Here is a 22,117-nt window from a genome sequence, read left to right on the forward strand (position 1 = left end):
AAGCCTGGCAGGCGGGACAGTTCTCATCATGATGCGTCTGATCAAAACACTGTTGTTTCTGGGTTCCGCCTCCTCGCCTCTTTTGTCTCAGATCGACTGTGCCATGCTGCCTCGCATCTACGAAAAATCGCCCGCCGAACTCGTCCAGTGGTGCCAGGAACAAGGCTTGCCCCCCTACCGGGCCAGCCAGATTCAGCAGCAGATCTTCCCCAATCGAGCCACACAATTTGGCGAGATGACCAACCTTCCCGCCAAACTGCGCGAACTCCTGGCAGCCAGTTTTACGCTCCTCCCCAGCGAAGTCGTCGCTCATCAGATCGCCAAAGACCGCACGGAAAAACTGCTCCTGCAGCTCCACGACGGCTCCCTCGTCGAATGCGTCCTCATGCGTGAAGACGACCGCCGCACCATCTGCATCAGCACTCAGGTTGGCTGCGGCATGGGCTGCGTTTTCTGTGCCAGCGGCCTTCTGGGCCTCAAGCGTAACCTCACCACGGGCGAAATCCTCGAACAGGTCCTGCGCCTCGACCGCCTTCTCCCGGCTGATGAAAAACTGACGAACGTCGTCGTGATGGGAATGGGTGAACCGCTCGCCAACCTCAAAAACCTTCTCCCGGCTCTCGATCGACTCACCGCCGAAGATGGTCTGGGCCTGGGTGCGCGGCGCATCACTGTCTCGACTGTCGGCCTGCCCGAAAAAATCCGCGAACTGGCCCAGACGGGCCACCAGTTCAACCTTGCTGTCTCTCTTCACGCTCCGGAAGCCGAACTCCGCACCAGGCTCGTCCCGGTCAATAAAAACATTGGCATTGAAGCTGTGCTGGAAGCGGCGGACGACTATTTCGCGATCACTGGCCGCCGGGTGAGTTATGAGTATGTCCTTTTAGGCGGAATTAACGACCTGCCCGAGCACGCGAGACAACTGGGCCATTTACTCAAATCGCGCATTGCCCACGTCAACCTGATCCCTATGAACGGCGTCAAAGAACTCCCCTTCGCCGAACCCTCCGCCCCCAGAACCGGCGAGTTCGTCGCCATCCTGGAATCCTTCGGTGTCCCGGTCACCGTCAGAAAACGAAAAGGCGCCGACATCGACGCCGCCTGCGGCCAACTCCGCATGAAACGCGAGCAGCAAAACCTCGTCGTGCTGTAAGTACCTGATTAACTCCGACAATTGGGCTCGGCAAGCTTCATGGTGAATGGTCACATTAGGTAAGTGGAGTGTCATTCAAATGGGAGAAGCAGTACTGACTGCGAAAAAGGTGCTCGAAGCGGACGAGGCGGTGCTGTACGGCATCTTCGGAGTGATTGGAGGGTCGGGATACTTCCCTCCGCGGGCTTTCTTGAATGAGTTCTTTTTGGTGGGCAGCGACCCTTGCGACCAGGACAGGCGGATGGGTTGCTGGCAGCCATTTACTCTCTCCGACGATGAGTACCACGAAGTCAAAGCATGGTGGGCGGCCAGCCATCCCGGTGTGGTCGCTTCCGACCTTGGCGTCGACTGTTGGAGTGACTGGGTTCAAGTGATACTCAACCCGGAAGACTGGGGTTACCCCGACGGCCTATCACTCACGAACGAACCAGCCGATGCAGACGATGGTTCGGTCTCATAGCTTCCAAGAGATCTTTACTGAGTCACCGCCGTCACAAAAACATCGTCCCGTAGGGCAGGCTCCCGCCTGCCGCAGTACACAGTAGAGACAAGCTTCTCCTGACTCCGATCACCCAGTCGTCCAGAGCGACGTCAGGGGTACCTTGCCAAAGTGAGAGGGCCAGAGTGAGCAATCCGGGGTGAGGGCAAGCCGCGAGAACATTTCCCTGCCCACGGCATCCCACCAAATGGATCTGTTTTGGAGCCGGAACATGGTTAAAATTCAATCCGCATCGAATTCAATGCGAGAAACTTGACCAATGCTCGACTTATCGAACGGGATCGATTCCCTCACCAACTTCAAACGGATGACACCCGGCTATCTCAAGCAGTTGCATGAGTCGGGGGGACCCCTGGTGCTCACCATCAACGGCAAGGACGAAGTGGTCGTGCAGGATGCGGCGGCCTATCAACGGCTGCAGGAACTGGCTGAGAAAGCCGAACGACAAGAGGCGATCGAAGCCATTAAGGAGGGTCTGGCCGATCTGGAAGCAGTACGTACCAAACCCGCCCGCGCCGCCATTCTGGCACTGGCCCGCAAGTTCGGAATGAAGGTCGAAGGCTGAGCGGCATGCGCTTTCGAGTGAGAATCACCCACAAAACGGAGGCCGATATCGATGCCACCCTTCAGTGGTTCCACTCAAGTTCCGCATTGGCTGCCGGTGAGAAATGGCTGAGGAAACTCCTGAATTGCAATGCGACATTCAAAGCGAACCCGGATCGCTGTTCGGTTTTGCTGGAATCAGCCCGTTTCAGCGTACCGATCCGTGAATTGCTGGTGGGCAATTCGAGATTCAAACATCAAATTCTCTTCCAAGTGACCGGCCAAACGGTGACGATCCTGCGAATCTGGCACAGTTCACGCGACGAATTGACCGCCGAAGAGCTGATGGAATAACACCGGGCGGCCATAGTCAACATTCTGATTTCAAGCTGGGTGGCAGTGCGACAGGCGGTCTCCAGATCGCCGCCACTTCATCCGGGTCACAGAGGAGATCCTCAGTCCCGTAGGGCAGGCTCCCGCCTGCCGATCACACCATTCAGACGAATTTCTTGTGATCGACGCCACCCAGGAGTCCAAAGCGACGTAAGGGCCACCCTGCCGCTTGTCCCATCCACTAGGCTCGCCGCAAAAGCTCCGCATGTCATTACACGTCCTTAGCCTTACGTGAGCAATTAAGACGGCCGTATCGAGCGATCGTTGCTAGCGGATTTGTTCGTTTGTAAGACGGTTTCCACATTTTCCGATTTTTCCGCCGAATTCACCTGTAACTTTTTGCGCAGTTCTGTAAAGTTACCATTACGGAGCTACAGAAATGGCGAAAGCATGCATCGACAGAATCGATCGGGATCTTGCTCGCAGGCTCGTGGAGGCCCGCCGAGAGATTGGTGTGTCGACACGGGCAGTAGCCGCAGGGTTACCGCCAGGTTTTTCAGTGTCACACGCAACCATTGCCAGCTACGAAAAGGGCACGACAGTGCCCCCACTTTATCTGCTTGCCGCGTTGGCCCAGTTTTACGGGAGAAGTCTGAACTGGTTTCTTGGAGAACGCACCGGATTAACGGATCTTCGCTACCGAAATCTTCCAAATCGGGTTCGTGTTCAAGACAAGCGTCATTTTGAAGCACTGGCTGAGAGATGGGTGGGGGCGTACGTAGGTCTGGAATCTCGTCTCGATACCAAGCTTTCCTGCCGGGAACCCCATTTCTTTGATCCAGAGTTGACACCTGAAGAACTTGCTAGGAGGGCTAGAAAGTCGCTGGGTATTGATGAGGGTAGCGCTCTTCAGAACGTCGTAGAAATGCTGGAAACTTTTGCAGTTCGAGTCATGGAGCTGAGAACTGTTCTTTCTGTGGACACATTGACGGCTCAGCACAACAACATGCCAGTGTTGATCATTAACCCTGCAATAGCCAGCGAACGGATGCGACTGATACTGGCGACCGAGATTGCCCGCTCGCTGTTTGCGAGGTATGCAGCGTCGATATGCCGTAGCGAAGAGATTTTAGACAGGTTTTCAAACGATTTTGCAGCAGAATTTCTGCTGCCAATCAGCCAGCTTCAAAAGGCCTTTGAGGGTCGCTCTTTCCTTAGGTTAATCAGCTTCAAAGAGCGATTTGGCGTCACGCTAGCCAGTATGATCTTCCGAGCCGCACAGAAGAAAATAATTGCTTCATCACTTGCCAAAAAACTCTGGAGAGAAATCTCCGTCAAAGGTTGGCGAAACAATGAACCCGGAGCAATCTGGAAGGATCGAGCTATCAGATTTGAAACACTTTTGGAAACGGCCATCCAAACAGGGGCTTTAACCTGGGATGAAGCAGAAAGAGCGACTGGTGTGTGCTCGTCCGAGCTGATCCGTCGCATCCAAGAGATAACCGATGATTTTGGCATTATCAATTTTAATGCCAATGGCGAGAAAGGCGCCCCGCACAGACTTAAGATCGCCAAGGCAGATGGCGAATCCGACTTAACACAATCGTAGGACTAGAATGGCGATGAAGTGACTTGGCGGTGGCTTCATCTTTCCTAAGAATCATCTCAGGTGAGGGTTTTATATGCCTTTGAAGCGAAAAGCAATCGTACTTGTTGACCACGAGAAGGCACTTCTCGAACAACTTTACTTGAACACTCGGATAACAATCGAACAGCTTGAAATTCGGCAAGACGACCTTCAACACATGCTCAACGCTTGGCGTAATCAGACGGGGAGAACCGAGTCGAATGAGCATGTGCTTCACTACATGCGGACAAAACGCAAGCAAAAAAAATGGCCGCGACTGGAGGGGGCACAGCAACGTGCGGTGACTTTGCCTCGGCTTTCACCCGAAGAAACGGAACACCTGATCGACATTTTTTACGAGGATGTTGCTCGGTTCGGAAACGGATCAGACACCTTGGGATACGAGCCTGAAGTGGTTGCCCAGATTGAAGCCGATTTTCGGCACCGAACCGACCGCCAAATTCCTGGCCCCCAGCTTGTTGGAATTTTGACGGCGCTGAGAAAACGTGGCTTTCTCCCCAAGGTGCGAAAGCAAAGTGAGAATGATGATTTGTATGGCTTCGAGGACATTGGACTAGTCGGCTGACCGAAGCCAGCGACCGTAAATCTTCACTCCAGGTCAGCGAGCCTTAACAAGAATTCGAGGTGCCATTAAACCCTAACATTTTCTGCACGGAAAACAAAAGAACCTCACCGTTGTTTGCAGCAACAAGTGAGGCTAGATGAATTGCCAGCGTTGGCAAACCACTCCAAATTTGAGTCTAACGCTGACTGGGACGACTGTGAAGAGATTCGTCTCTTCCAAATTTGCACATGCGGTTAATTTAGCTGACCTGAGATACAACAGGTCACTAGAAAGAAAACGATAATGTCCAAAAAAATGATCGAATTGTTTACTCAACACCCGACGGGCGGTGGGCTGAAAAAAAAGTTGACGGCGACCGTGCTGGAAGTGTCAGCGACAGGCAGTCCGACGCCATTCATATCGCAAAGGACAAGGTTCGCCGGGATGGTGGCGGAGAAGTGACCATTCAAGGTGTGGATGGCAAGATCCGAGCAAAAGACACTGTCGCACCTGGAAACGATCCATACCCACCAAAAGGGTAAAATCAACTAACCCGGAGGTCGAATTTCTGTTCTGCCGTGCGATGAAAGTTCGTCGCACGGCAGGATTTTCCTTTTTGACAGTGACACCTTGCAGTCCCGTAGCAGGCTCCTGCGCGCAGCTTTTGCATACATCTATTGGAGTTGCACATTCACCCAGACGACTTCTCATCCCTAAAGCACAGCGCTATTTCTTCACCGGCTTAGGAGCCGCTTTGACATCGAAGTCGAACTTGCGGGATCCTTCCTGGGTGACTTCGGCGGTGATAGTTGTGGCCGTATTGTAGGTCGCGGGGATGGCCTCTTCAACCACATCAACCACGGGGCTATCGGGCGTATCGTACGACTTCTTCTGGCCGATGACGCGGGGAGCGTTGATCTCCACGCGCTTCGAACCATAAGGACTGGAGAACGAATAAGCTCCGTCTTTGATTTTCCCGCCAGCCACCGGGCCTTTCCCGTCGATGGGTGCGAACACAATCGAGCCGGTTTCCAGCGGCACACCATTCAAAGTCACCTGGCCGGAAACGGTCGTCGTGGGCGGTGCATCGGAAGAACTGCAACCCGCACCCACAACCGCCAGCAAACCGGCCAACCCGATCATTCGAAACATACGCTTAAATACCATCAAACACCGACTCCGCATCTTTCGGGAGATTGCTGCGATAGGCACGCCGACAGGTAACGATCACGGCGGCGACTCAAACCACGTGGCCAACGATCATGTGATCGATGCCAATCGACCAGCGAGTCAACGCGATCATTCGAGACTCGCCACGTCTTGACCAGCCATGGTCCCCATGGCGCGATACAAGTTGAGATCGATATTCTCACTGGTGAACCGCACACTCCCATCGGCCAGCAATTGATGGACACCTCCGGTATGCCGGCTCCGGGAACCCAGGCTGACATTCCCTGTTGTACAGGGAAGCCGGGCGGCAGGATTATCCACGCACCATGGAGAAAACACGATATCAGAGGCACTGCTATTGGGAGTTAAACGCGTCATGAACGCCCCCCCTGTATCATCATTATGGATATCACCTCGATGATCAGCATCGGTGGCATTGATCGGTCGCAAGACTTCCGACATGAGTAACGTCGATGAAGTCCCATCGACAAAATCTTTCATCCGGCTGGAGCGTGGGGATTCCGTTTGAGCCCCCGCCCCGCCATTAAATCCAAAAGGCGCCATTCCTGCGGCAATGGTATTGCTACCATTGGGGATCGAAAAATTACCAAAATTTACGACATAGTTCCCACGAGTCCGCCAGTAGGTATCCCCCTGGAAAAGCTGTGCTCCAGGATCACTGGGGCAGTAGTACAGCGGGATCGTTTTCGCCAGGACACCCGACAGATCACTTTGCACGATATTGGGTGACTCAAAAAAACCTCGACTCATATCGTACTGTGCATAGAGCGGTGCCTGATCAATATAAGGCCACAGGCTGACGACCCACGTGTGCCGCTTATTTCTCGTCGCTGCGAAGGGGAGCCGGGTGTAAGTGTCGTGGTAATTGTGCATCGCCAATCCCCACTGCTTGAGGGTATTGCGGCACTGCGTGCGACGAGCCGCTTCCCGCGCCTGCTGCACCGCAGGGAGCAGGAGTGCGATGAGAATTGCAATGATCGCAATGACGACCAGCAATTCGATGAGAGTAAACCCTCGACGAGGTGACAACGTCAATTCTCGGGACATACAGCCCTCCTGAAATCTACTCATGCATGGAAAAGAGAAGTGCAAAATGAAGTGATTTGCTCAAGACCCGTCGCGGAGATTTCCCGCCAGAATGGGATGGAAAGGAAGCCTCAATGGCTCAGTTTCTTTTGAAAAATGTCCACTAACCGCCAGAATGGCAATGACTTGCGAAATGATTCAGCTTCTCTGGTCAGGCCAAATGCTGTTGATATGTTGACAGATCAATATGCAGGTGATGGCCCGACTTTGCAAGTTGTAAAACTGCTCCCAAAGGCTTTTCTGATAAAGCGTAAAATCTCTCAGACCCGAAGATAAAAATCACAATTACCAATTCTTATGTGTTGATTCGAGCATATTTTTGAACAAAATTGAGTGGAATCACTCTCTGGTATTGATTTTTGCCGATGTGTTTCAGAGTTTAGAGACACCTGAGCATTGCTGTGGTGTTCACTACGCATTCCCTTCCCGTTCCTCTCTGATCAAGCCACGAAAGGCCTCCCATGAAAACCAGGCAACAGGCCGGTTTTACGCTGATTGAATTGCTGGTGGTCATTGCCATCATCGCGATTCTCATTGCACTGCTGCTCCCTGCGGTGCAGCAGGCACGAGAAGCGGCCCGCAGAACCCAATGCCGAAACAATCTGAAGCAATTGGGGATCGCCATGCACAACTATCACGACACGCATAACACCTTTCCTTTCGGAAGTATGGCGCAAAGTTTGAATACGGTCGGAGCGGGCGGGCCGGGGGCCATGTCCTGGATGCCCATGATCCTCCCCTATATGGATCAGGGGCCACTTTACAACCAGCTCACACCATGGATGGTCGCCAAGAATTCAGCCCACTGGCCCAGTGCCTTGATGAATACCATCATCCCTGGCCTGTCATGCCCATCGGATCCCAACTCACCCAAGGAGACTTCGGTCCATGGTGCCGAAGCCACTCCAGGAGCTGATCCTCCCGATAACAATGACGGCTTCTGTGGAAACTATCTGGTCTGCTCAGGAAATGAACAGATCACAGCGGCCAATTCCACAGCACTCAGCGGTATGTTTTTCTATCGTTCACGCGTTCGCATGGCCCAGGTTGTCGATGGAACATCGAATACGGTCATGGTGAGTGAGATCAATCTGGTTCCCGAGCAGGCAGGAAATCGCGATTGGCGCGGCCGCTACTATCGCTCCGACCACCTGAGCTCGTTCTTCACGACAGAGTTGCCTCCCAATTCGACAAACCCAGACTTCCTGCGTACCTGCCAGGGTTTACCAGCCAGTCCCACTTATGCTCCCTGCACTGGCTCAACCGATCCTCAATACATTTATGCCCGCAGTCGGCATACCGGTGGAGTCCATGCACTGATGGCCGATGGTTCTGGCAAATTTGTGTCATCGAACATCGACACCAATGTCTGGCGCGCTGTCGGCTCAAGAGCCGGTGGCGAAACCACCAGCGACTTCTAGTCGCCATCAACCCTCGGCTATTCTCAACCAGAGATGCATGTGTGGCCCGTGGTCATGGGATCACGGGCCATTATTTTTGCTCAATCTCATTAGTAAAGCGGATCTCATGAAGCTGCCTCACAGTTTTTCAACTTCCATTCTGGCCGGTTCCCTGCTGCTGCTCTCAGGGTGCGGCGGAGTTTCCGATGCTCCTACACTGGTCGTTGTGAAGGGGAAAGTGACTCTGGATGGCCAGCCTCTCGATACCGGCAATGTGCTCTTTGTTCCCATCGATGGAAAAGGGCGAGCCGATGCCGGGCCTGTGGTGAAAGGCGAGTATGAGTTGAAATGTACGGCTGGTGAAAAGCGCGTCGAAATCACTTCACAAGTGGAAGCGGATAAACCCGCTGCCGACGGCCTTCCCGATTACAAATCTCGGATCCCCGCGAAGTACAACCGAGCCACCACGCTGACCGCCACCGTCAAAAGTTCAGGCGAGAACGCCATCGACTTCGCTGTCACTTCCAAATAAGGAAGTTTCGAAAAACGAGGCTGGACAAGGCTGCATGATGATGGCCCCGTAAGGCAAGGCTGCCGTGCCGCCACCCACCAACAGCTTGACCCTCAAGAAAGTACACAATGCCAGACTAAGTTCTTGTGACTAACGTCACCCAGCCGGTGAGCTGGGTCGTTATGCGAGTCGAAAGCTCTGGCTAAGCGGCATGCCGGTCAGTTGTTACACAATCGGTACACAACTCCTCTGCCGGCTTGGGTATGATCGACGGCGGTGTTCGACTACGTGGTCCCACAGGGGCAAGTCATGTTTAAGACTTCGTTTCTCATCGCGGCCTTCGCGGGATTAATGGTGCTGTGCTGTGCTGTTTCGGCTCAGGACAAGATGCAGCTGGAGAAGCAAGATCACGGCCCCGAGGAGGCAAAGACAACAGCGGAGATCGTGAAGGCCGTGGAGGAACTCCATCGTACCAGTCTCCGGCAAGTTGATGAGTACTCTGTGTCCACCGCGGAGTTCAGCGGCTGGGGGGAGAAGGTCTTCGTGGCCTGGCACTGCCCGTACTCAGGGTTTAATGCCACTCACGTGTTTATCTATCAGCATAACGCCCAGAAGAAAGTCTGGGAAAGGAAGCTATTCAGAATCGTGAATGACACCCACGGTGTGTCAGTCGAGTTCGGCGACAAGGTCACCGTCCGGGATGAGAGCCGAAAGGTCGTCTATGAATTGAAGCTCCTCGACGAGTGAGCCAAGTGAATCGGTGAATTGTGGCCGCCCGACCCAGGAAAGAAGCGGCCGTGGGCAGAGGCAAGTCAGCCGAACCAGACGCTGCAGCAGACGGCGAGACATGATAAGTTCATCCTGGCCTCAGCTCACCGGTGCCCCGCCGCTGCTGAGCTGTGTCGTTATCCGATCACCAAGCATCACAACTGGCACTACGATGAAACTGCTTCTGATGCTTGAAGATGACCATGATCGCATCCGTCGATTCAGAGCGATTGTTGCCCGGCATCACCCAGGCGCAGTCCTGAAGATCGCGCGAACTGCACCTGACTTCGAAACTGAATACTGGTCGCTGAACGACACGCCTGACCTGATCTGTCTGGATCACGACTTATTCACTGACTCACCGGATGAACCGGATCCCGGTGATGGCCGCGACGTTTCTGCATTCTTGATTACTCGGCTGGCAAAATGTCCTGCACTAATTCATTCGACAAACGCCCATGCCGCTGACTCAATGATGTTTTCGATGCGGGACGCTGGATGGACTGTTGATCGAATTGCGCCGATCGGAGATGATTGGATTGAATCATACTGGTATCCTGTTGCTCTGGAGATGATCGAACGCGGAACCAACAGTAAAGACTCGATCGAGATGTGACCGCAGAAAATCGGATAACCAAGCGGTGAACGGGAGCCGCCGATGACGCGGGATTTTAAATCATAGTTTTTTGGCGGCGGCCCCGTTACCGCCGTCGTTCGGCGGCAGAGGCGGAGGCGGAATGCTGGATATGACGCTCGACTGCGGCCGGCGGGTGACGCTCGATGCGTTCGACTACTCCCGCACCTACGCCGAGCTGCTTCAGGGCTGCCCGAACGCCGAGATGAACGCCCGGATCATCGAGCGGGCCGTCGCCGAGCGGGACGGCACTTGGGGGCGTCGCAAGACCCACCTCATCCCGCCCGTGTTGGACGACCGCGACCCGGCCCACCCAGTCCTGCCACCGGTTTGCCTGCGGGCGTGGGTTCGGTGCGACGACCCAATCGACCCGGCGTTCATGGGGTCAGCGCTAGTGGTCGTCTGGTTCGCCAGCGACTGCCACGCCGAGCCGATCGCCAACGTGGTATTCCGGGCCATCCGCGGGTTGCCGTGGGAGCAGTTCGCCGAGGACTTCGATTGGTAGCCGGCACCCGGCAGCGTAAGGCGCTGAACCAGGCGCTGCAGCAGACGGCGAGACATGACAAGTTAATCCTTGCCTAAGCTCTCTGGTGCGCCGCCAGCTTCTGAGCGAGTTCATCCTCGATCTGCTCCAACAGGCTGGACTGCGGGGCCGGTTGCCCCGATTCACCCTATTGACAGGTCCATGCCACACTGCCAATCTGCAGAAACATTCTCCCGCACTTCGGCGGTCGAATATCTGTTCGGCCTCAAAGCATACGACGGAGTGTCGCCTGTGGCTGTCGATGGCTTGGACGCGGATCTGTTCGACGCGGTCGAGTTCGGAGATCGGGAATACGCCGAGCTTCTTCTCGATGCACCGGACGTGAACATCGATGCTCAGGACTTGGCTGGCACTACCATCCTCATGCTGGCTTCTTCCTATGGGCACGTGGAATTGTTGCAGATAATCTTGGGCCGCGGCGCCGATCCCAACTTGCAGGACAAGCAAGGCCGGACGGCTCTCCAGCGTGCAATCGAGTCCGGACACCTTGGCGTGGTCGAGCTTCTCAAACAAGCCGGAGCGGTATAGCCTGGCCGAACAAGGTGCTACACCCGACGGCGGCCGCATTGCGGTTTCTCAGGGTTCAACGTCTCACCAGCGGCCGCCGCTGCTGAGCTGTGTCGTTCGGCCGCTGAGGCCATTTCGTGTTGAAGTCGCTGGGAGCCAGACATGCTATCGTTTCAATTCGTGGTGATCGTATCGGCGAGCGTCATCGCCTCGGCATTACCCACCGACAGTCCGGCTGCGGAGAAGCGTGCCGATGCCAAACTCGCCGCGATCCAGAAGGCACACAAGGACGCCGAGGCCGCCTTCCGAACGGCTACCGAGTCACTCGAAGACAGCGTAGACAAGCGAGAGAAGCACGACGCACTGTGGAAGGCGTTCGATAAGGCCCAAGGGGATCAGTACAACGCCGCCGTCGAACTCGCGAAGGGCGATCCTAAGGCAGACGATGCGGTCGCCGCCCTCGAATGGGTGCTCACCATCCCGCGGTCGTATTATCTGCCAGCCGGTCCCGCAGCGATGGAGGAAGTGGCCAAGCACCACACGAAGAACTCAAAGGTCGGCAAGTTGGTGTCGTGTGTCGGGTACTACACGCCGCATGAAAAGTTCTACCCGAAGGAGGCGGCCACGGCATGGGCCATGATCGATGCCGTCGCCAAGGACAACCCGGACAAGACGGTCCGCGCCCAGGCGGTCCTGGCGAAGGCGGCTAAGGTCAAGGAGATGCATGACGACGCGGTGTACCTGGAACAGCCTGACACCGAGAAGCTGGCGGCCGCAGCCGAGAGCGCGTACGAGGCGGTCATCCAAGAGTATGGCGATTGCCCGCGGCTGATTGGCGAGAAGAGTGGGACCGTCGGCGAGTTCGCCAAGGAGGGGTTGTACGAACTTCGGCTCCTTCGGGTCGGGAAGGTTGCCCCCGAGATTGAGGCGGAGGGAGTGGATGGCACGAAGTTCAAGCTCTCGGATCACCGCGGGAAGGTCGTCGCAGTGATCTTCTGGGCCAGTTGGTGCGGGCCATGCATGGCCGACGTACCGCACGAGCGGGAGATGACCGAGCGACTCAAGGGCAAGCCGTTCACCATCGTGGCGGTGAACGGGGACGAGAAGCGAGAGAAGGCGGCCGAGGTGATGGCGCGGGAGAAAATGACGTGGCCTTCGTTCTGGAACGGGAGCGACGGGGCGGACGGTCCGATCAGCAAGGCGTGGAATGTTCGCGGGTGGCCGACCGTGTACATCCTTGACGCGAAGGGCGTGATTCGGTTCAAAGGACAGCGTCGCGAGAAACTCGAAGAGAAAGTGAAACTGCTCTTAGAGGAGGGCGAGGCAAGCAAGTGAATCACCCAGGGCGGCCGATCGAGCGACTGTGTGTGCTCAAAGCCGCTTGGTGTTATGAGATTGCATTCGCCGGCTCGCTTAGCCAGGTAGGTTGGGTTAAGGCTTTGCGCAACCCACCATCGTATGATTTGTCATTTACGTCGCACGGGCAATTAGAGCAACATTTGGACTATCAGCCCGTCACGGCCGTAAAGAAGAACATCCGACCCTAGTTATTCGTGTGGTAATCGCTCACTGGATCGGAAAATTCTGATTTGGTGGGTTGCGCAGAGCCTTAACCCACCCTACGTAACTGCACGAGTTTAAGTGAGAATTGTCAATGCAGCCTTTTATTGAAACGGTCAGTATTACGGGTGGAATCAGCGTTGCGATTGTTGTCGCCGTAATGACACTGACGCTTTTTTATAGAGGGCTCTCGTGGATCACGGGAGGCTAAAAACCGGAGGTGATCTCAGTCCGAGGCGTCTTGAAGAAGGACACGCTTGCCACCGTCCATGTTTCCGGCCACGAGCCTTTCAACAAGGTGCGATTGATCGGATTCACGAATTCTCAAGGCGCTAGCGGCAAACTCCCCTGGGAATTGAACGGCATGGTGATCCTCGAAGACGAAACGAAAACCCGCTTCTTCATCAGAGCCCAAGACATCAAGATGATCATCATTCCACCCGACGGAAAACCCGATCTAATTGGTGAGCCAAAGTAATAGGAATAGACAAGTCACAAGAACTTCCACTCAGGAGTATGCTTCCTTTTGCGGTGTAGTTGATGGATCAAATCCGATGTTCTTCAATCCGATGTGGCATAGTGAAGTGGAGCGAAGTGGCAAGTGGAGGTGCACGCCATGGGGCTATGCTCTGCATGGATTTTCGGCTTTGATTCGATTCTGTGCCCTGCTCTTTATGGACATCACGATGGGCAGAACTATCTACTTCGCTGTCCTCGGATTGGGCGAATTCCATCGACGCGAACTATGGATCCTTCCTCTCGCCCTGTTCATGGAATTGATTGGGAAGGCCCTATATCATCTTTCATGGGCGATGGCACATTGGAAGGGTTTCGTCTACAACCAAGAGCGGATGGAAGCAAGTTGGGTTGAAAACGGAGAAAGGCAGATCCACACGCGAGATCCTTAACTCCCCCCTACCCCGTAATCTTCACATACGGATGCCCCTCGTTGAGCGTGGGGCGTTCGGGGCGGCCTTTGTAGGGGAAGACGAGGTCCATGTGGCCCAGGCCCATCAGGTGGAGAATCGTCGCGTGGAGGTCGTGGACATGCATCTTCTGCGACACCGCGTGCAGGCCCACTTCATCCGTCTCGCCAATCGCTTGCCCACCTGCGACACCGCCACCAGCCATCCACATCGTGAAGCCAGTCGGGTTGTGGTCGCGGCCGTTCCCCTGCTCGCTCATCGGTGTGCGGCCAAATTCGCCTCCCCAGATGACCAGCGTTTCATCCAGCAGCCCCCGCGCGGAAAGATCTTCCAGGAGACCTGCCACGGGCAGATCCATGGCTTCGCAGAGCGACGTGTGATTTTTCTCGATCCCCGAGTGAGCATCCCATTTGCTGCCGGCTCCATGATAGAGCTGCACAAAGCGCGTCCCCCGCTCGACCAGCCGCCTCGCCAGCAGGCATAGTCGGCCATAGGAAGCGGTTTCCTTCCGGTCGAGGCCATACAGCTTTTGAGTCGCTTCGGTCTCTTCTCCCAGATCAATCGCCTGAGGGGCTTCGGCCTGCATGCGGAAGGCGAGTTCATAGCTTTCAATGCGGGCATCAAGTTCGGTCTGCTGGGGATGCCGACCGGCGAAATCGCGATTCATCGAATTGAGAAAAGCCAGCTTCCCCTGCTGCTGACTGGCGGTTTTTCCCGCGGGGGTCATCAGGTTAGGAATGGGATCCTGCCCCCCTTCAATTCGAATCCCCTGATAGAGGGCCGGCATGAAACCAGCACTCCAGTTCCGCGGCCCGTTGACGACCTGCGAGACGTTATCCTGCATCACAACAAAGGCCGGCAGATCGGTGTTTTCGGTCCCCAGGCCGTAGGTGACCCAACTGCCGAGTGAAGGCCGCCCGCCGAGAATCGAGCCAGTGTTCATCTGGCAGACGCCCGCTGAATGGTTAATCCCATCCGCCCAGCAGGAACGAATGACGGCCAACTTGTCGGCATGCCTCGCGGTATGTGGCAGCCAGTCCGAGACCCACAGACCCGATTCTCCGTGCTGTGCCCACTTACGCTGGGAAGCCAGAAGCGGAGCACTGGCTTCCCCCATGGCTGTGATGACTTTGCCAAAACTCTCGGGCAAAGGCTGGCCCGCCAGCTTGTTGACCAGTGGCTTCGGGTCGAACGTATCGAGATGACTGGGGCCCCCCTCCATAAAGAGGAAAATACAGCTCTTCGCCTTCGGAGCAAAATGGGGCAAGCGGGCAGCCAGTGGTGACTTCACCCCACTCGATGGCGCACTCGCCGTCGAGGCGGCCATTCCCTTCGATGAGAGCATCGAGGCCAGTGCGAGGCTTCCAAAACCCATCCCGGCACTCGCGAGGAGATCGCGGCGGCTGACTGGCTGATCCTGACGATGGCAGAACATAACAACGCCCTCTAAGGGGAACGACAAAATTGACTATTGAACGTACATGAACTCGCTGGAGTTCAGCAGGATGTGGCAGAAGTCGACAAGGACTTCGCAGATCGCTGTCTTTTGTGAAGACGATGATCCCCCTTCGGCTTTCGCTGGTCGATCGGCGAGATGACGATCATGGCCGGAGGCATCGACAAAGGGGCCGGGAGTGGGCTCAAACCGCCAGAAGGCCATCGTGCTGGGCTGCAAAGTATCACTGGTGAACAGCAGCCGTTCGGGAGTCAACGCTTCGGCACTCATGCGGATATCGTCGACCAGGCCATCAAACCGGGCAGCTTCCGTGCGATCGCGGCCACCCACCATGAGAGGCCTGTTCGTTCCACAGATCCCACCCACGAGTTGATGAGGCACTGTCGCAATCAGCAATGGTTCATCATCATTGGCCAGATCCTTGAGATAGAACGTGACCTGCCCCGGTTGTCCATTACGAGCCAGCATGACGGCTGCGGCGGCATAGTAAGGCTGGTTGAGCTGAATGTGATGATCGGAGAACAGTGCCGCTTCGGCCGTTTTACCATCGGCTGTCTTCCCGACCATCTGCATAACAAGCGTTTGAGGCTTACGCCGGCTTCCTTTACCAGTAATGCCAAAGTTCCAGCCAGCCTCAGCCATGTTGCCATTCCAGCAGGCGGCAATCGTGCGAACGGCCCCCGTCTCGTAGATTGAACGCACCACAAAGAACGACTCAATCGTGAAGTCGCTGGCTTCTGGTGATTTGATCACCGGGCCGATGAAGGGAAGCTGCTTGCTGGAAACGACAGCGGCATGTCCATCGCGGAAGGGAATTTTATCGTGTAAAAAGCGGGCTTCAGCCGAGGACGCTTCGGCAAGATTAATCGTGTGGGCCTGATTGCCCAGAAACTCAAGGGCGGCTTCGACCTCGATCGATTCGGGGTCTCGGCTCAAAGTCATCCGATAAAGGTCGGTAATGATCTGGCGATCATCCACCGCAGGCTTTGCCCCCTGAGCTTTCGTCACACGTTCGGCCAATCCTTTCGCCCGTTGCAAAGCCCACTGGCTGTTGAAAAGGAGCAGCGATTGCACAGGAGTGGTCGTCGAGTGCCGGGACGCACTGCTGGTGATCCAGAAGGGGGCATCAAACGCGTCGAGTACTGGATTACGGGTGTTTCGCATCGTTCGCAGAAAGATCGAACGGACAGGAGCTTCGGCTGGTGCACCAGGGCCACTGGTGGTTTTGAGCGAGAGTTCTCCAGAAACCAGATAGCTGCTATCCCGGAACTGTTCGGCATCGAGCCTGCGGACATCACCTCGCCAATAAAGCGTATTCTCGGGATCGACCCTCTGAAGTTCGGCCAACTGGGGATGTGACGAAGATCTTCGATAAGTTTCACTCAGAACAATCGCTTTATGCAGAGGCTTCATCCGCCAGCCACCAGCCACAAAACGGGAAGCGAGATCATCAAGCAGTTCGGGATGTGTCGGTAAAGAACCCAGTCTGCCAAAGTCGCTGGCGTTGGCCGCCAGGCCCCGTCCGAAATGCTGTTGCCAGATACGATTGACCATCACCCGGGCCGTTAGTGGATGATCGGAGCGAGTCAGCCAGTTGGCGAGTGCTGTTCGCCGCCCCGATGACTTGCCTCGTGGTGTTTCCATGGGCAGCACAGTGGCTGGCGCGGCATCGAGAATGGTGAGAAACCCGGGTTCAATGGGTTCTTTTCCCTTTTTCGGAATGGTGATCTCAGCACAATCGACACCCCATTCGGTCACGCAGGTCGCAACAGGAAGTGGTGTCGGTTTGATGGAATCAAACTTGGCCAGCTCTTTACGCAAAGCCAGAACTCGCTCTTTATCGGCTCCTTTGAGACGACCATCCAATCGCTCCCATTCGTACTCGACCTGGCGAAAGGCGAGTGCAGCGAGCTGTTTTTCCAGAGGTGATCGATCCGCCAGAGGCTTGGCCAGAATCGTTTGGATATCGGGCGGGAAGCGACCTTCGGCCTGCTTCTGACCTTGATCTCGATACTTGGCCTCGATTGCAGAAATTTCTTCCCGAATCGAACTGGTCGCTGCTTCCCAGGGGGCGAGCTTTTCCTTGTAAGCCGAGAGTTCCGCATCAGTGGGAATCAGATACTCCTCATGTGGCTGAATCCCGGCAAAGAAGCTCCGCAGGCGAAAGTAATCCTTCTGCAAGATCGGGTCGAATTTATGATCGTGACAACGGGCGCACTGCATGCCTAAGCCGAGAAAGACATCGCCGGTCGTATCTGTGATGTCATCCAGGATGAGATTCCACTGGGTGCGGACGTCGCGGCTGTTGTACTCATAAATTCCATGCCGGAGAAAACCCGTGGCCACGATGGCGTCGGGTTCATGCGGGAAGAGTTCATCCCCCGCGAGTTGCTCCTGCAGGAAGCGGTCGTAGGGCTTATCGTCAGCAAAAGAGCGAATGACATAATCCCGGTATCGCCAGACATGTGGCCGGGCAGCATCCAGCCGATAACCATCGCTGTCGGCATAACGGACGAGATCGAGCCAGAACCGTGCTTGCCGTTCGGCATAACGAGGACTGCCCAGTAAACGATCCACCAGACGCTCATAAGCATCAGGAGCCGAATCGGCCATGAACTGCTCGACCTCGTCCCAGGTGGGTGGCAGGCCCGTGAGGTCGAATGTCACACGGCGAATCAGAGCCTGGCGAGAGGCTTCCTCTGCAGGGTCGAGAGGAAAGTTTTCCTGAGCCCGCTTTTGAGCCATCCGCTCATCAATGACCTGGCTGGTCGAATCGTGAATACGGCCAGCAAATTCTGGCGTGGGTTGTGCCCCTTCAAACAGAACGGGGAGTGGCTGAAAGGCCCACCACTGGCGATCTTCGGCGGTAATCACACCCGGGCGGCGACCACTGGCTTTGACCTTTTCTCCCGCAGGCCACGGAGCACCCATTTCGACCCAGCGAGTGAGTGCGGCAATCTGCTGGGCGGGAAGCTTGCCGGTGGGTGGCATTTCGTAACCATCGTAGTTGATGGCTGAGATCAACACGCTGTCGGCGGGTCGATGGGGAACGAGTGCGGCCCCGGATTCTCCACCAGTCAGCAGAAACTCCCGGCTGTCGAGCCGCAAATTTCCGCTTTGCTTGTCCGAAGAGTGGCATTTGTAGCAATGCTCAACAAGCACTGGGCGAACTTCCTTTTCGAAGAAGTTCAACTGCTCTAGTGTAAAAGACACAGAGTTGGTTTGAACAGGAACCGGTTCATCCGCAGCACACGTCCGGTGACAGCCAACCACGAGGCACAGAATTAATGCGGCGAGACATGGTGTGCTACACCAGACAACCCATGTAGTGAGCCTGGAGTCAGCCATGAGAAAACCGGGACCTCCCGCATTCGGCTCGATCCTGTGTGATCGATTCAACATGGCAAAATCCCTCGCAAACCTCGGCCAGTCGATTCATCAACAAATTGTGATGCATCCTGAAAGATTACACCACCCACGGAGTGGCCTCAATCTCTGCTGTGCGATGAATTCTGGATTACCGTATGAAACATCGTCACGCGGCAAGAATTGTATTTCGCATTAAATTTTGCGTGCTTTATCAAGTGGGGGATTTAGGTCTGGTTTGCAGATCGACCAACTGAGAACCACCCGGCAGATGACAGCCGAAAGCCTGTGGACAGGCATGAAGCAGGCAGGCGGCTGCGAAGACCAGCAGCCAGCCGACTGAATTCACAATCTCTGACGTTTTGTGAAGCGATTCAAAGGCATCGCATCGTGGCTGGCCGGGCGGTGTGATCAATTCCAGGAGTGGCCGATAGACCAGCACGTAATCGCCCACGGCAAGAGCTCCCGCGAGTAGTACCAGACCAAAAATCACACGATCACGACCCCATTTTCTAAAGCAGCATAAAACACCCGCACAGCCGATCGCTCCTGCCAGACAGACCCACTGAAAGCCATAGAAAACCGGGAAACGACGACTGACAAGGAGATCTTTCACGGCATCAGAAAGCTCGGGAGTGGTCACTTCTCGAACGCCGGCAGCCACAAAAAGTGCCGCTGCCCCGAGCCAGAAAGATGTCAGGAATCTCGCTGCCGAAGCTGTCTGCTCGATCCACCGCGGTTGACCTCCACACGCACTCATGATCACGGCACCTTGGGCTCTATTCACCGTAGACAACCTGGCGGGGAACAATCATCTCGCTGCGATTTTTTGTGTACCCTCGCAATGATAATCAACATAATGAAATGAAGAGGGGTTCCACCAGAGAGCAAATCCAACGCTTGTCTTCCAGGCAACCAGCATTTTGGGAGTTGACGACTTGCTAAAGAATTGCGAATTAGAATTCAGAGCTTAAGCGATGGGTGTGCCATTATAATATTCGTTGAATGAAATTCCCGTTGAACCTGTTGGTTTACCTAGCAAAAAACCACAGGACTGGCCCCCATGAGGAAGCCAGTCCTGATAGAAATCGCTCACAAATCCGCTTTCCCCCGTGGTGCTCTCTCCCTAAAGCCAACATTTCTGGCTCACGTTATGGCAGCCACGTCCTGAGCGAATGCGGCGAATAAGCGATTGTTTCCATTAAACTTTCAGTTCGAAGCCAGGACTGTTTCACCGACCATTGGCTCGCGATGAGCAGGCTTGGTGTAACCCAGGCTGCGAACGACTTCCAGCACTTCGCTCCAGGTGGGAAACATGCGGCCGCTTTTACGCTTGTAGTCGTCCATCGCCTTCATGAATTCCACTTCATCGCCTGAGTAATCTCGTTCGCAGGTGGTAGGGTCAATCATCCGGCGACGCTCCACTTTACGCCGAGGTGCTGCAGCAGCACGTCTTTCACCACTGGCGAGTTTTTCTTCGACCTTCGAGCGACGTTCGCCAACCACACGGCGGTTGCGGTTCCGCTGCTCCGTCTTGGCAATCGCATCCAGTTTGGCGGCATCCATAGTCGCAGATCGGGGCATTTGTAATTCCTGAATCGAATGAGGGTAAAGACGCATCCGTCTGTTTCATCAGACACATGCATGGGGGATATTCGATTATGCCCATATCTTTTTCGATCAGGCTGAGTTCAACTCCTTTGACGAATTGATAATTTGCGGAAACATTGCGGCCGTATCGACTTTTCCTATTCTAAGGATTATGCCGAAAGCAACACGTCGCTATTGGTCAAGAAACCGTGTTGTGATCCCCCAGTCAGGCGAGAAGACGCAAAACCTCCCAGAGCCAGTTTTCAGCTTGCGTTTTGAGTCGAAATCATCCCACGATACTTAATTAAGAATTACGCACCACAGGTCTACTGAACTTTTTCTTCACCTGATTCGTTTCCTCACCTCGTGATTAAGAATTGCCGCTGATGCAGACCGAACTGCCAAAGTCGCATTTGATCAGTACGATGTCACTACGCCCCATCCAGTCATCACACGGGAGAGTGCTGAAACTCTCTCTTTGTGCGATGCTTTTGTGTCTCACCATCGTCGACAGTGTTGTGGCACAGACCAACCCTGCAGGTGAACCGAAGACGAAAGCTGCGGGTAAGGCAGCACAAACACCCGAACGCAATCGCGGGAAACCACTTCCACCCGCTGTGCGCGATTACACGTCTCGCAACTTTCTCATGCATACCGATCTTCCGCCTGAGGATGCGAAAGAGTTGCTTACCCGCCTCGAAACGATGCTGACTCTGATCTCGAAATACTGGGGCAAACCCAATCGAGCAGTCATCGAAATGTACGTCGTGAAAGATCTCTCGGTCTGGCCACCTGGTTCGATCGATGCTCGCGGGCTGCAAAGCATCGAAGCAGGTGCTGGCGTGACACTGGGGCAGACGGCGTTTATTGGAAATGAGGCGATTGATGCCAAGGCGGTCGTTTACTCAGTGGCCGACCGCGGGACACCGCAACATGAAGCGGTCCACGCCTACTGCCAACTGAATTTTGGACGAACGGGCCCGACATGGTATTCCGAAGGAATGGCCGAGATGGGGCAATACTGGAAAGAAAAAGATACTTCGGTCGCAATTCACCCGGTCGTGTTTGATTATCTCAAAAAGTCCGAACTTAAGTCTCTTGATGAGATTATTGCGCCAGGTCAGACAACGGGAGATAGCTGGGAAAACTATGCCTGGCGCTGGGCTCTGTGTCATTTACTGGCAAACAACACCAACTACGCGGCACGTTTTCGGCCCCTGGGACTCTCGCTACTTTCCAGCAGGCCGGGAAGCTTTGAACTGACATATGGCCCATCGGCTCGCGAAATCAGTTTTGAATATGAATTCTTCCTCAAGCACCTGGAACAAGGTTTTCGAGCCGATCTGTGCAGTTGGGATTGGCAGACCAAACCGGTGGCTGTCAAAGGGACAGCCACTGTCCAATCCAAGATTGATGCCAAAAAGGGATGGCAGGCGTCGAGACTTCTGGCCAAAGCCGGTGAAACGTATCAGTTCACGACGACTGGCACCTGGAAAACAGGCACTGAAGGGGAAGCGATTTCACCCGCAGATGCTTCTTCAGAAACTGGCCGACTGGCAGGAGTCCTCTTCAACGACTACGAGTTGAGCGAGCCGTTTCTCATCGACCTGGCCAACGGTTGGACTGCACCCAGTGACGGAGCCTTGTACTTACGTTGCCACGAAGGTTGGGGTGCACTCCAGGACAACACCGGGACAGTCGCTGTTAAAATCAAGCGGGGAACAGAGAGTATTCGCACGCCGGCAAATGGCGAGCCTGTAGAAACTCTCCCCGCACGGAAAGAGAACGCTGCAGGAAAGTAGCTGCCAAGGCGTCATGGCTGGCAATGGCATACTACGGGAGCATGCCCTAATGGAGT

The 22,117-nt window shown here is 55.1% G+C and carries 22 protein-coding genes; 16 read left to right on the plus strand and 6 right to left on the minus strand.

Annotated elements, in window-relative coordinates; genetic code table 11:
- Positions 1–103 precede the first annotated feature (103 nt).
- The 7 genes from rlmN to A6X21_RS25570 all read left to right on the plus strand — a co-directional run bounded on the left by rlmN (position 104) and on the right by A6X21_RS25570 (position 5,262).
- Positions 104–1,153 carry a dual-specificity RNA methyltransferase RlmN gene (gene rlmN / locus A6X21_RS12365; RefSeq protein WP_068848420.1) on the plus strand — a complete coding sequence of 350 codons (1,050 nt, stop codon included), beginning with the start codon at positions 104–106 and terminating at the stop codon, positions 1,151–1,153.
- Positions 1,154–1,199: 46 nt separating this feature from the next.
- A complete protein-coding gene (locus A6X21_RS12370; protein WP_205847465.1) occupies positions 1,200–1,613 on the plus strand; it encodes a hypothetical protein in 414 nt (137 codons plus the stop codon).
- A 298-nt stretch (positions 1,614–1,911) separates the two neighbouring features.
- Positions 1,912–2,217 carry a type II toxin-antitoxin system Phd/YefM family antitoxin gene (locus A6X21_RS12375; protein ID WP_068848313.1) on the plus strand — a complete coding sequence of 102 codons (306 nt, stop codon included), beginning with the start codon at positions 1,912–1,914 and terminating at the stop codon, positions 2,215–2,217.
- 5 nt (positions 2,218–2,222) lie between these two features.
- Complete coding sequence (locus A6X21_RS12380; RefSeq protein WP_068848315.1) at positions 2,223–2,549, plus strand: type II toxin-antitoxin system RelE/ParE family toxin; 327 nt, start codon at positions 2,223–2,225, stop codon at positions 2,547–2,549.
- 418 nt (positions 2,550–2,967) lie between these two features.
- Positions 2,968–4,137, plus strand: a complete 1,170-nt coding sequence (locus A6X21_RS12385; protein WP_068848317.1) for a helix-turn-helix domain-containing protein — start codon at positions 2,968–2,970, stop codon at positions 4,135–4,137.
- 73 nt (positions 4,138–4,210) lie between these two features.
- On the plus strand, positions 4,211–4,741 hold the full coding sequence (locus A6X21_RS12390; RefSeq protein WP_068848318.1) for a hypothetical protein: 531 nt from the start codon (positions 4,211–4,213) through the stop codon (positions 4,739–4,741).
- Positions 4,742–5,043: 302 nt separating this feature from the next.
- Positions 5,044–5,262, plus strand: a complete 219-nt coding sequence (locus tag A6X21_RS25570; RefSeq protein WP_083233576.1) for a DUF2188 domain-containing protein — start codon at positions 5,044–5,046, stop codon at positions 5,260–5,262.
- 184 nt (positions 5,263–5,446) lie between these two features.
- Here the strand turns inward: A6X21_RS25570 and A6X21_RS12395 are convergent, their stop codons facing one another.
- Positions 5,447–5,872: a hypothetical protein gene (locus A6X21_RS12395; RefSeq protein ID WP_068848321.1), complete on the minus strand. Its 426-nt coding sequence runs from the start codon at positions 5,870–5,872 to the stop codon at positions 5,447–5,449.
- A 147-nt stretch (positions 5,873–6,019) separates the two neighbouring features.
- Positions 6,020–6,958, minus strand: coding sequence for a DUF1559 domain-containing protein (locus A6X21_RS12400; protein ID WP_068848323.1), 939 nt, complete (start codon positions 6,956–6,958; stop codon positions 6,020–6,022).
- A 500-nt stretch (positions 6,959–7,458) separates the two neighbouring features.
- Here A6X21_RS12400 and A6X21_RS12410 point away from each other — a divergent pair, with 500 nt between their 5' ends.
- From A6X21_RS12410 to A6X21_RS12455, 8 genes are all read left to right on the plus strand, one after another.
- Positions 7,459–8,418 carry a DUF1559 domain-containing protein gene (locus A6X21_RS12410; RefSeq protein ID WP_068848327.1) on the plus strand — a complete coding sequence of 320 codons (960 nt, stop codon included), beginning with the start codon at positions 7,459–7,461 and terminating at the stop codon, positions 8,416–8,418.
- A 106-nt stretch (positions 8,419–8,524) separates the two neighbouring features.
- On the plus strand, positions 8,525–8,929 hold the full coding sequence (locus A6X21_RS12415; RefSeq protein ID WP_068848422.1) for a hypothetical protein: 405 nt from the start codon (positions 8,525–8,527) through the stop codon (positions 8,927–8,929).
- 288 nt (positions 8,930–9,217) lie between these two features.
- A complete protein-coding gene (locus tag A6X21_RS12420) occupies positions 9,218–9,655 on the plus strand; it encodes a hypothetical protein (RefSeq protein ID WP_131818313.1) in 438 nt (145 codons plus the stop codon).
- 208 nt (positions 9,656–9,863) lie between these two features.
- Complete coding sequence (locus A6X21_RS25575) at positions 9,864–10,292, plus strand: cyclic-phosphate processing receiver domain-containing protein (protein WP_068848333.1); 429 nt, start codon at positions 9,864–9,866, stop codon at positions 10,290–10,292.
- Positions 10,293–10,413: 121 nt separating this feature from the next.
- Entirely contained in the window at positions 10,414–10,815 is a 402-nt protein-coding gene (locus A6X21_RS12435; protein WP_068848336.1) for a hypothetical protein, read from the plus strand.
- Between the two features lie 180 nt (positions 10,816–10,995).
- Positions 10,996–11,382 carry an ankyrin repeat domain-containing protein gene (locus tag A6X21_RS12440; protein ID WP_083233578.1) on the plus strand — a complete coding sequence of 129 codons (387 nt, stop codon included), beginning with the start codon at positions 10,996–10,998 and terminating at the stop codon, positions 11,380–11,382.
- A gap of 141 nt (positions 11,383–11,523) precedes the next feature.
- Positions 11,524–12,696, plus strand: coding sequence for a TlpA family protein disulfide reductase (locus A6X21_RS12445; protein ID WP_068848340.1), 1,173 nt, complete (start codon positions 11,524–11,526; stop codon positions 12,694–12,696).
- Positions 12,697–13,475: 779 nt separating this feature from the next.
- Positions 13,476–13,829 (plus strand): hypothetical protein, encoded by a 354-nt coding sequence (locus A6X21_RS12455; protein WP_068848344.1) that lies wholly within the window; start codon positions 13,476–13,478, stop codon positions 13,827–13,829.
- A gap of 7 nt (positions 13,830–13,836) precedes the next feature.
- On the opposite strand, the gene A6X21_RS12460 is transcribed toward A6X21_RS12455, so the two are convergent.
- The 4 genes from A6X21_RS12460 to A6X21_RS12475 form a co-directional block, all read right to left on the minus strand.
- Entirely contained in the window at positions 13,837–15,282 is a 1,446-nt protein-coding gene (locus A6X21_RS12460; protein ID WP_068848345.1) for a DUF1501 domain-containing protein, read from the minus strand.
- A gap of 33 nt (positions 15,283–15,315) precedes the next feature.
- A complete protein-coding gene (locus A6X21_RS12465; RefSeq protein ID WP_165603783.1) occupies positions 15,316–18,465 on the minus strand; it encodes a PSD1 and planctomycete cytochrome C domain-containing protein in 3,150 nt (1,049 codons plus the stop codon).
- A 418-nt stretch (positions 18,466–18,883) separates the two neighbouring features.
- Positions 18,884–19,429, minus strand: coding sequence for a hypothetical protein (locus tag A6X21_RS12470; protein WP_068848347.1), 546 nt, complete (start codon positions 19,427–19,429; stop codon positions 18,884–18,886).
- Between the two features lie 449 nt (positions 19,430–19,878).
- Entirely contained in the window at positions 19,879–20,253 is a 375-nt protein-coding gene (locus tag A6X21_RS12475) for a hypothetical protein (protein WP_068848426.1), read from the minus strand.
- 392 nt (positions 20,254–20,645) lie between these two features.
- On the opposite strand from A6X21_RS12475, the gene A6X21_RS12480 reads away from it, so the two are divergent.
- A complete protein-coding gene (locus A6X21_RS12480; protein WP_068848349.1) occupies positions 20,646–22,061 on the plus strand; it encodes a hypothetical protein in 1,416 nt (471 codons plus the stop codon).
- Positions 22,062–22,117 lie beyond the last annotated feature (56 nt).

This window comes from Planctopirus hydrillae (assembly GCF_001707835.1).
In the GTDB taxonomy this organism is placed as follows: Bacteria; Planctomycetota; Planctomycetia; order Planctomycetales; family Planctomycetaceae; genus Planctopirus; species Planctopirus hydrillae.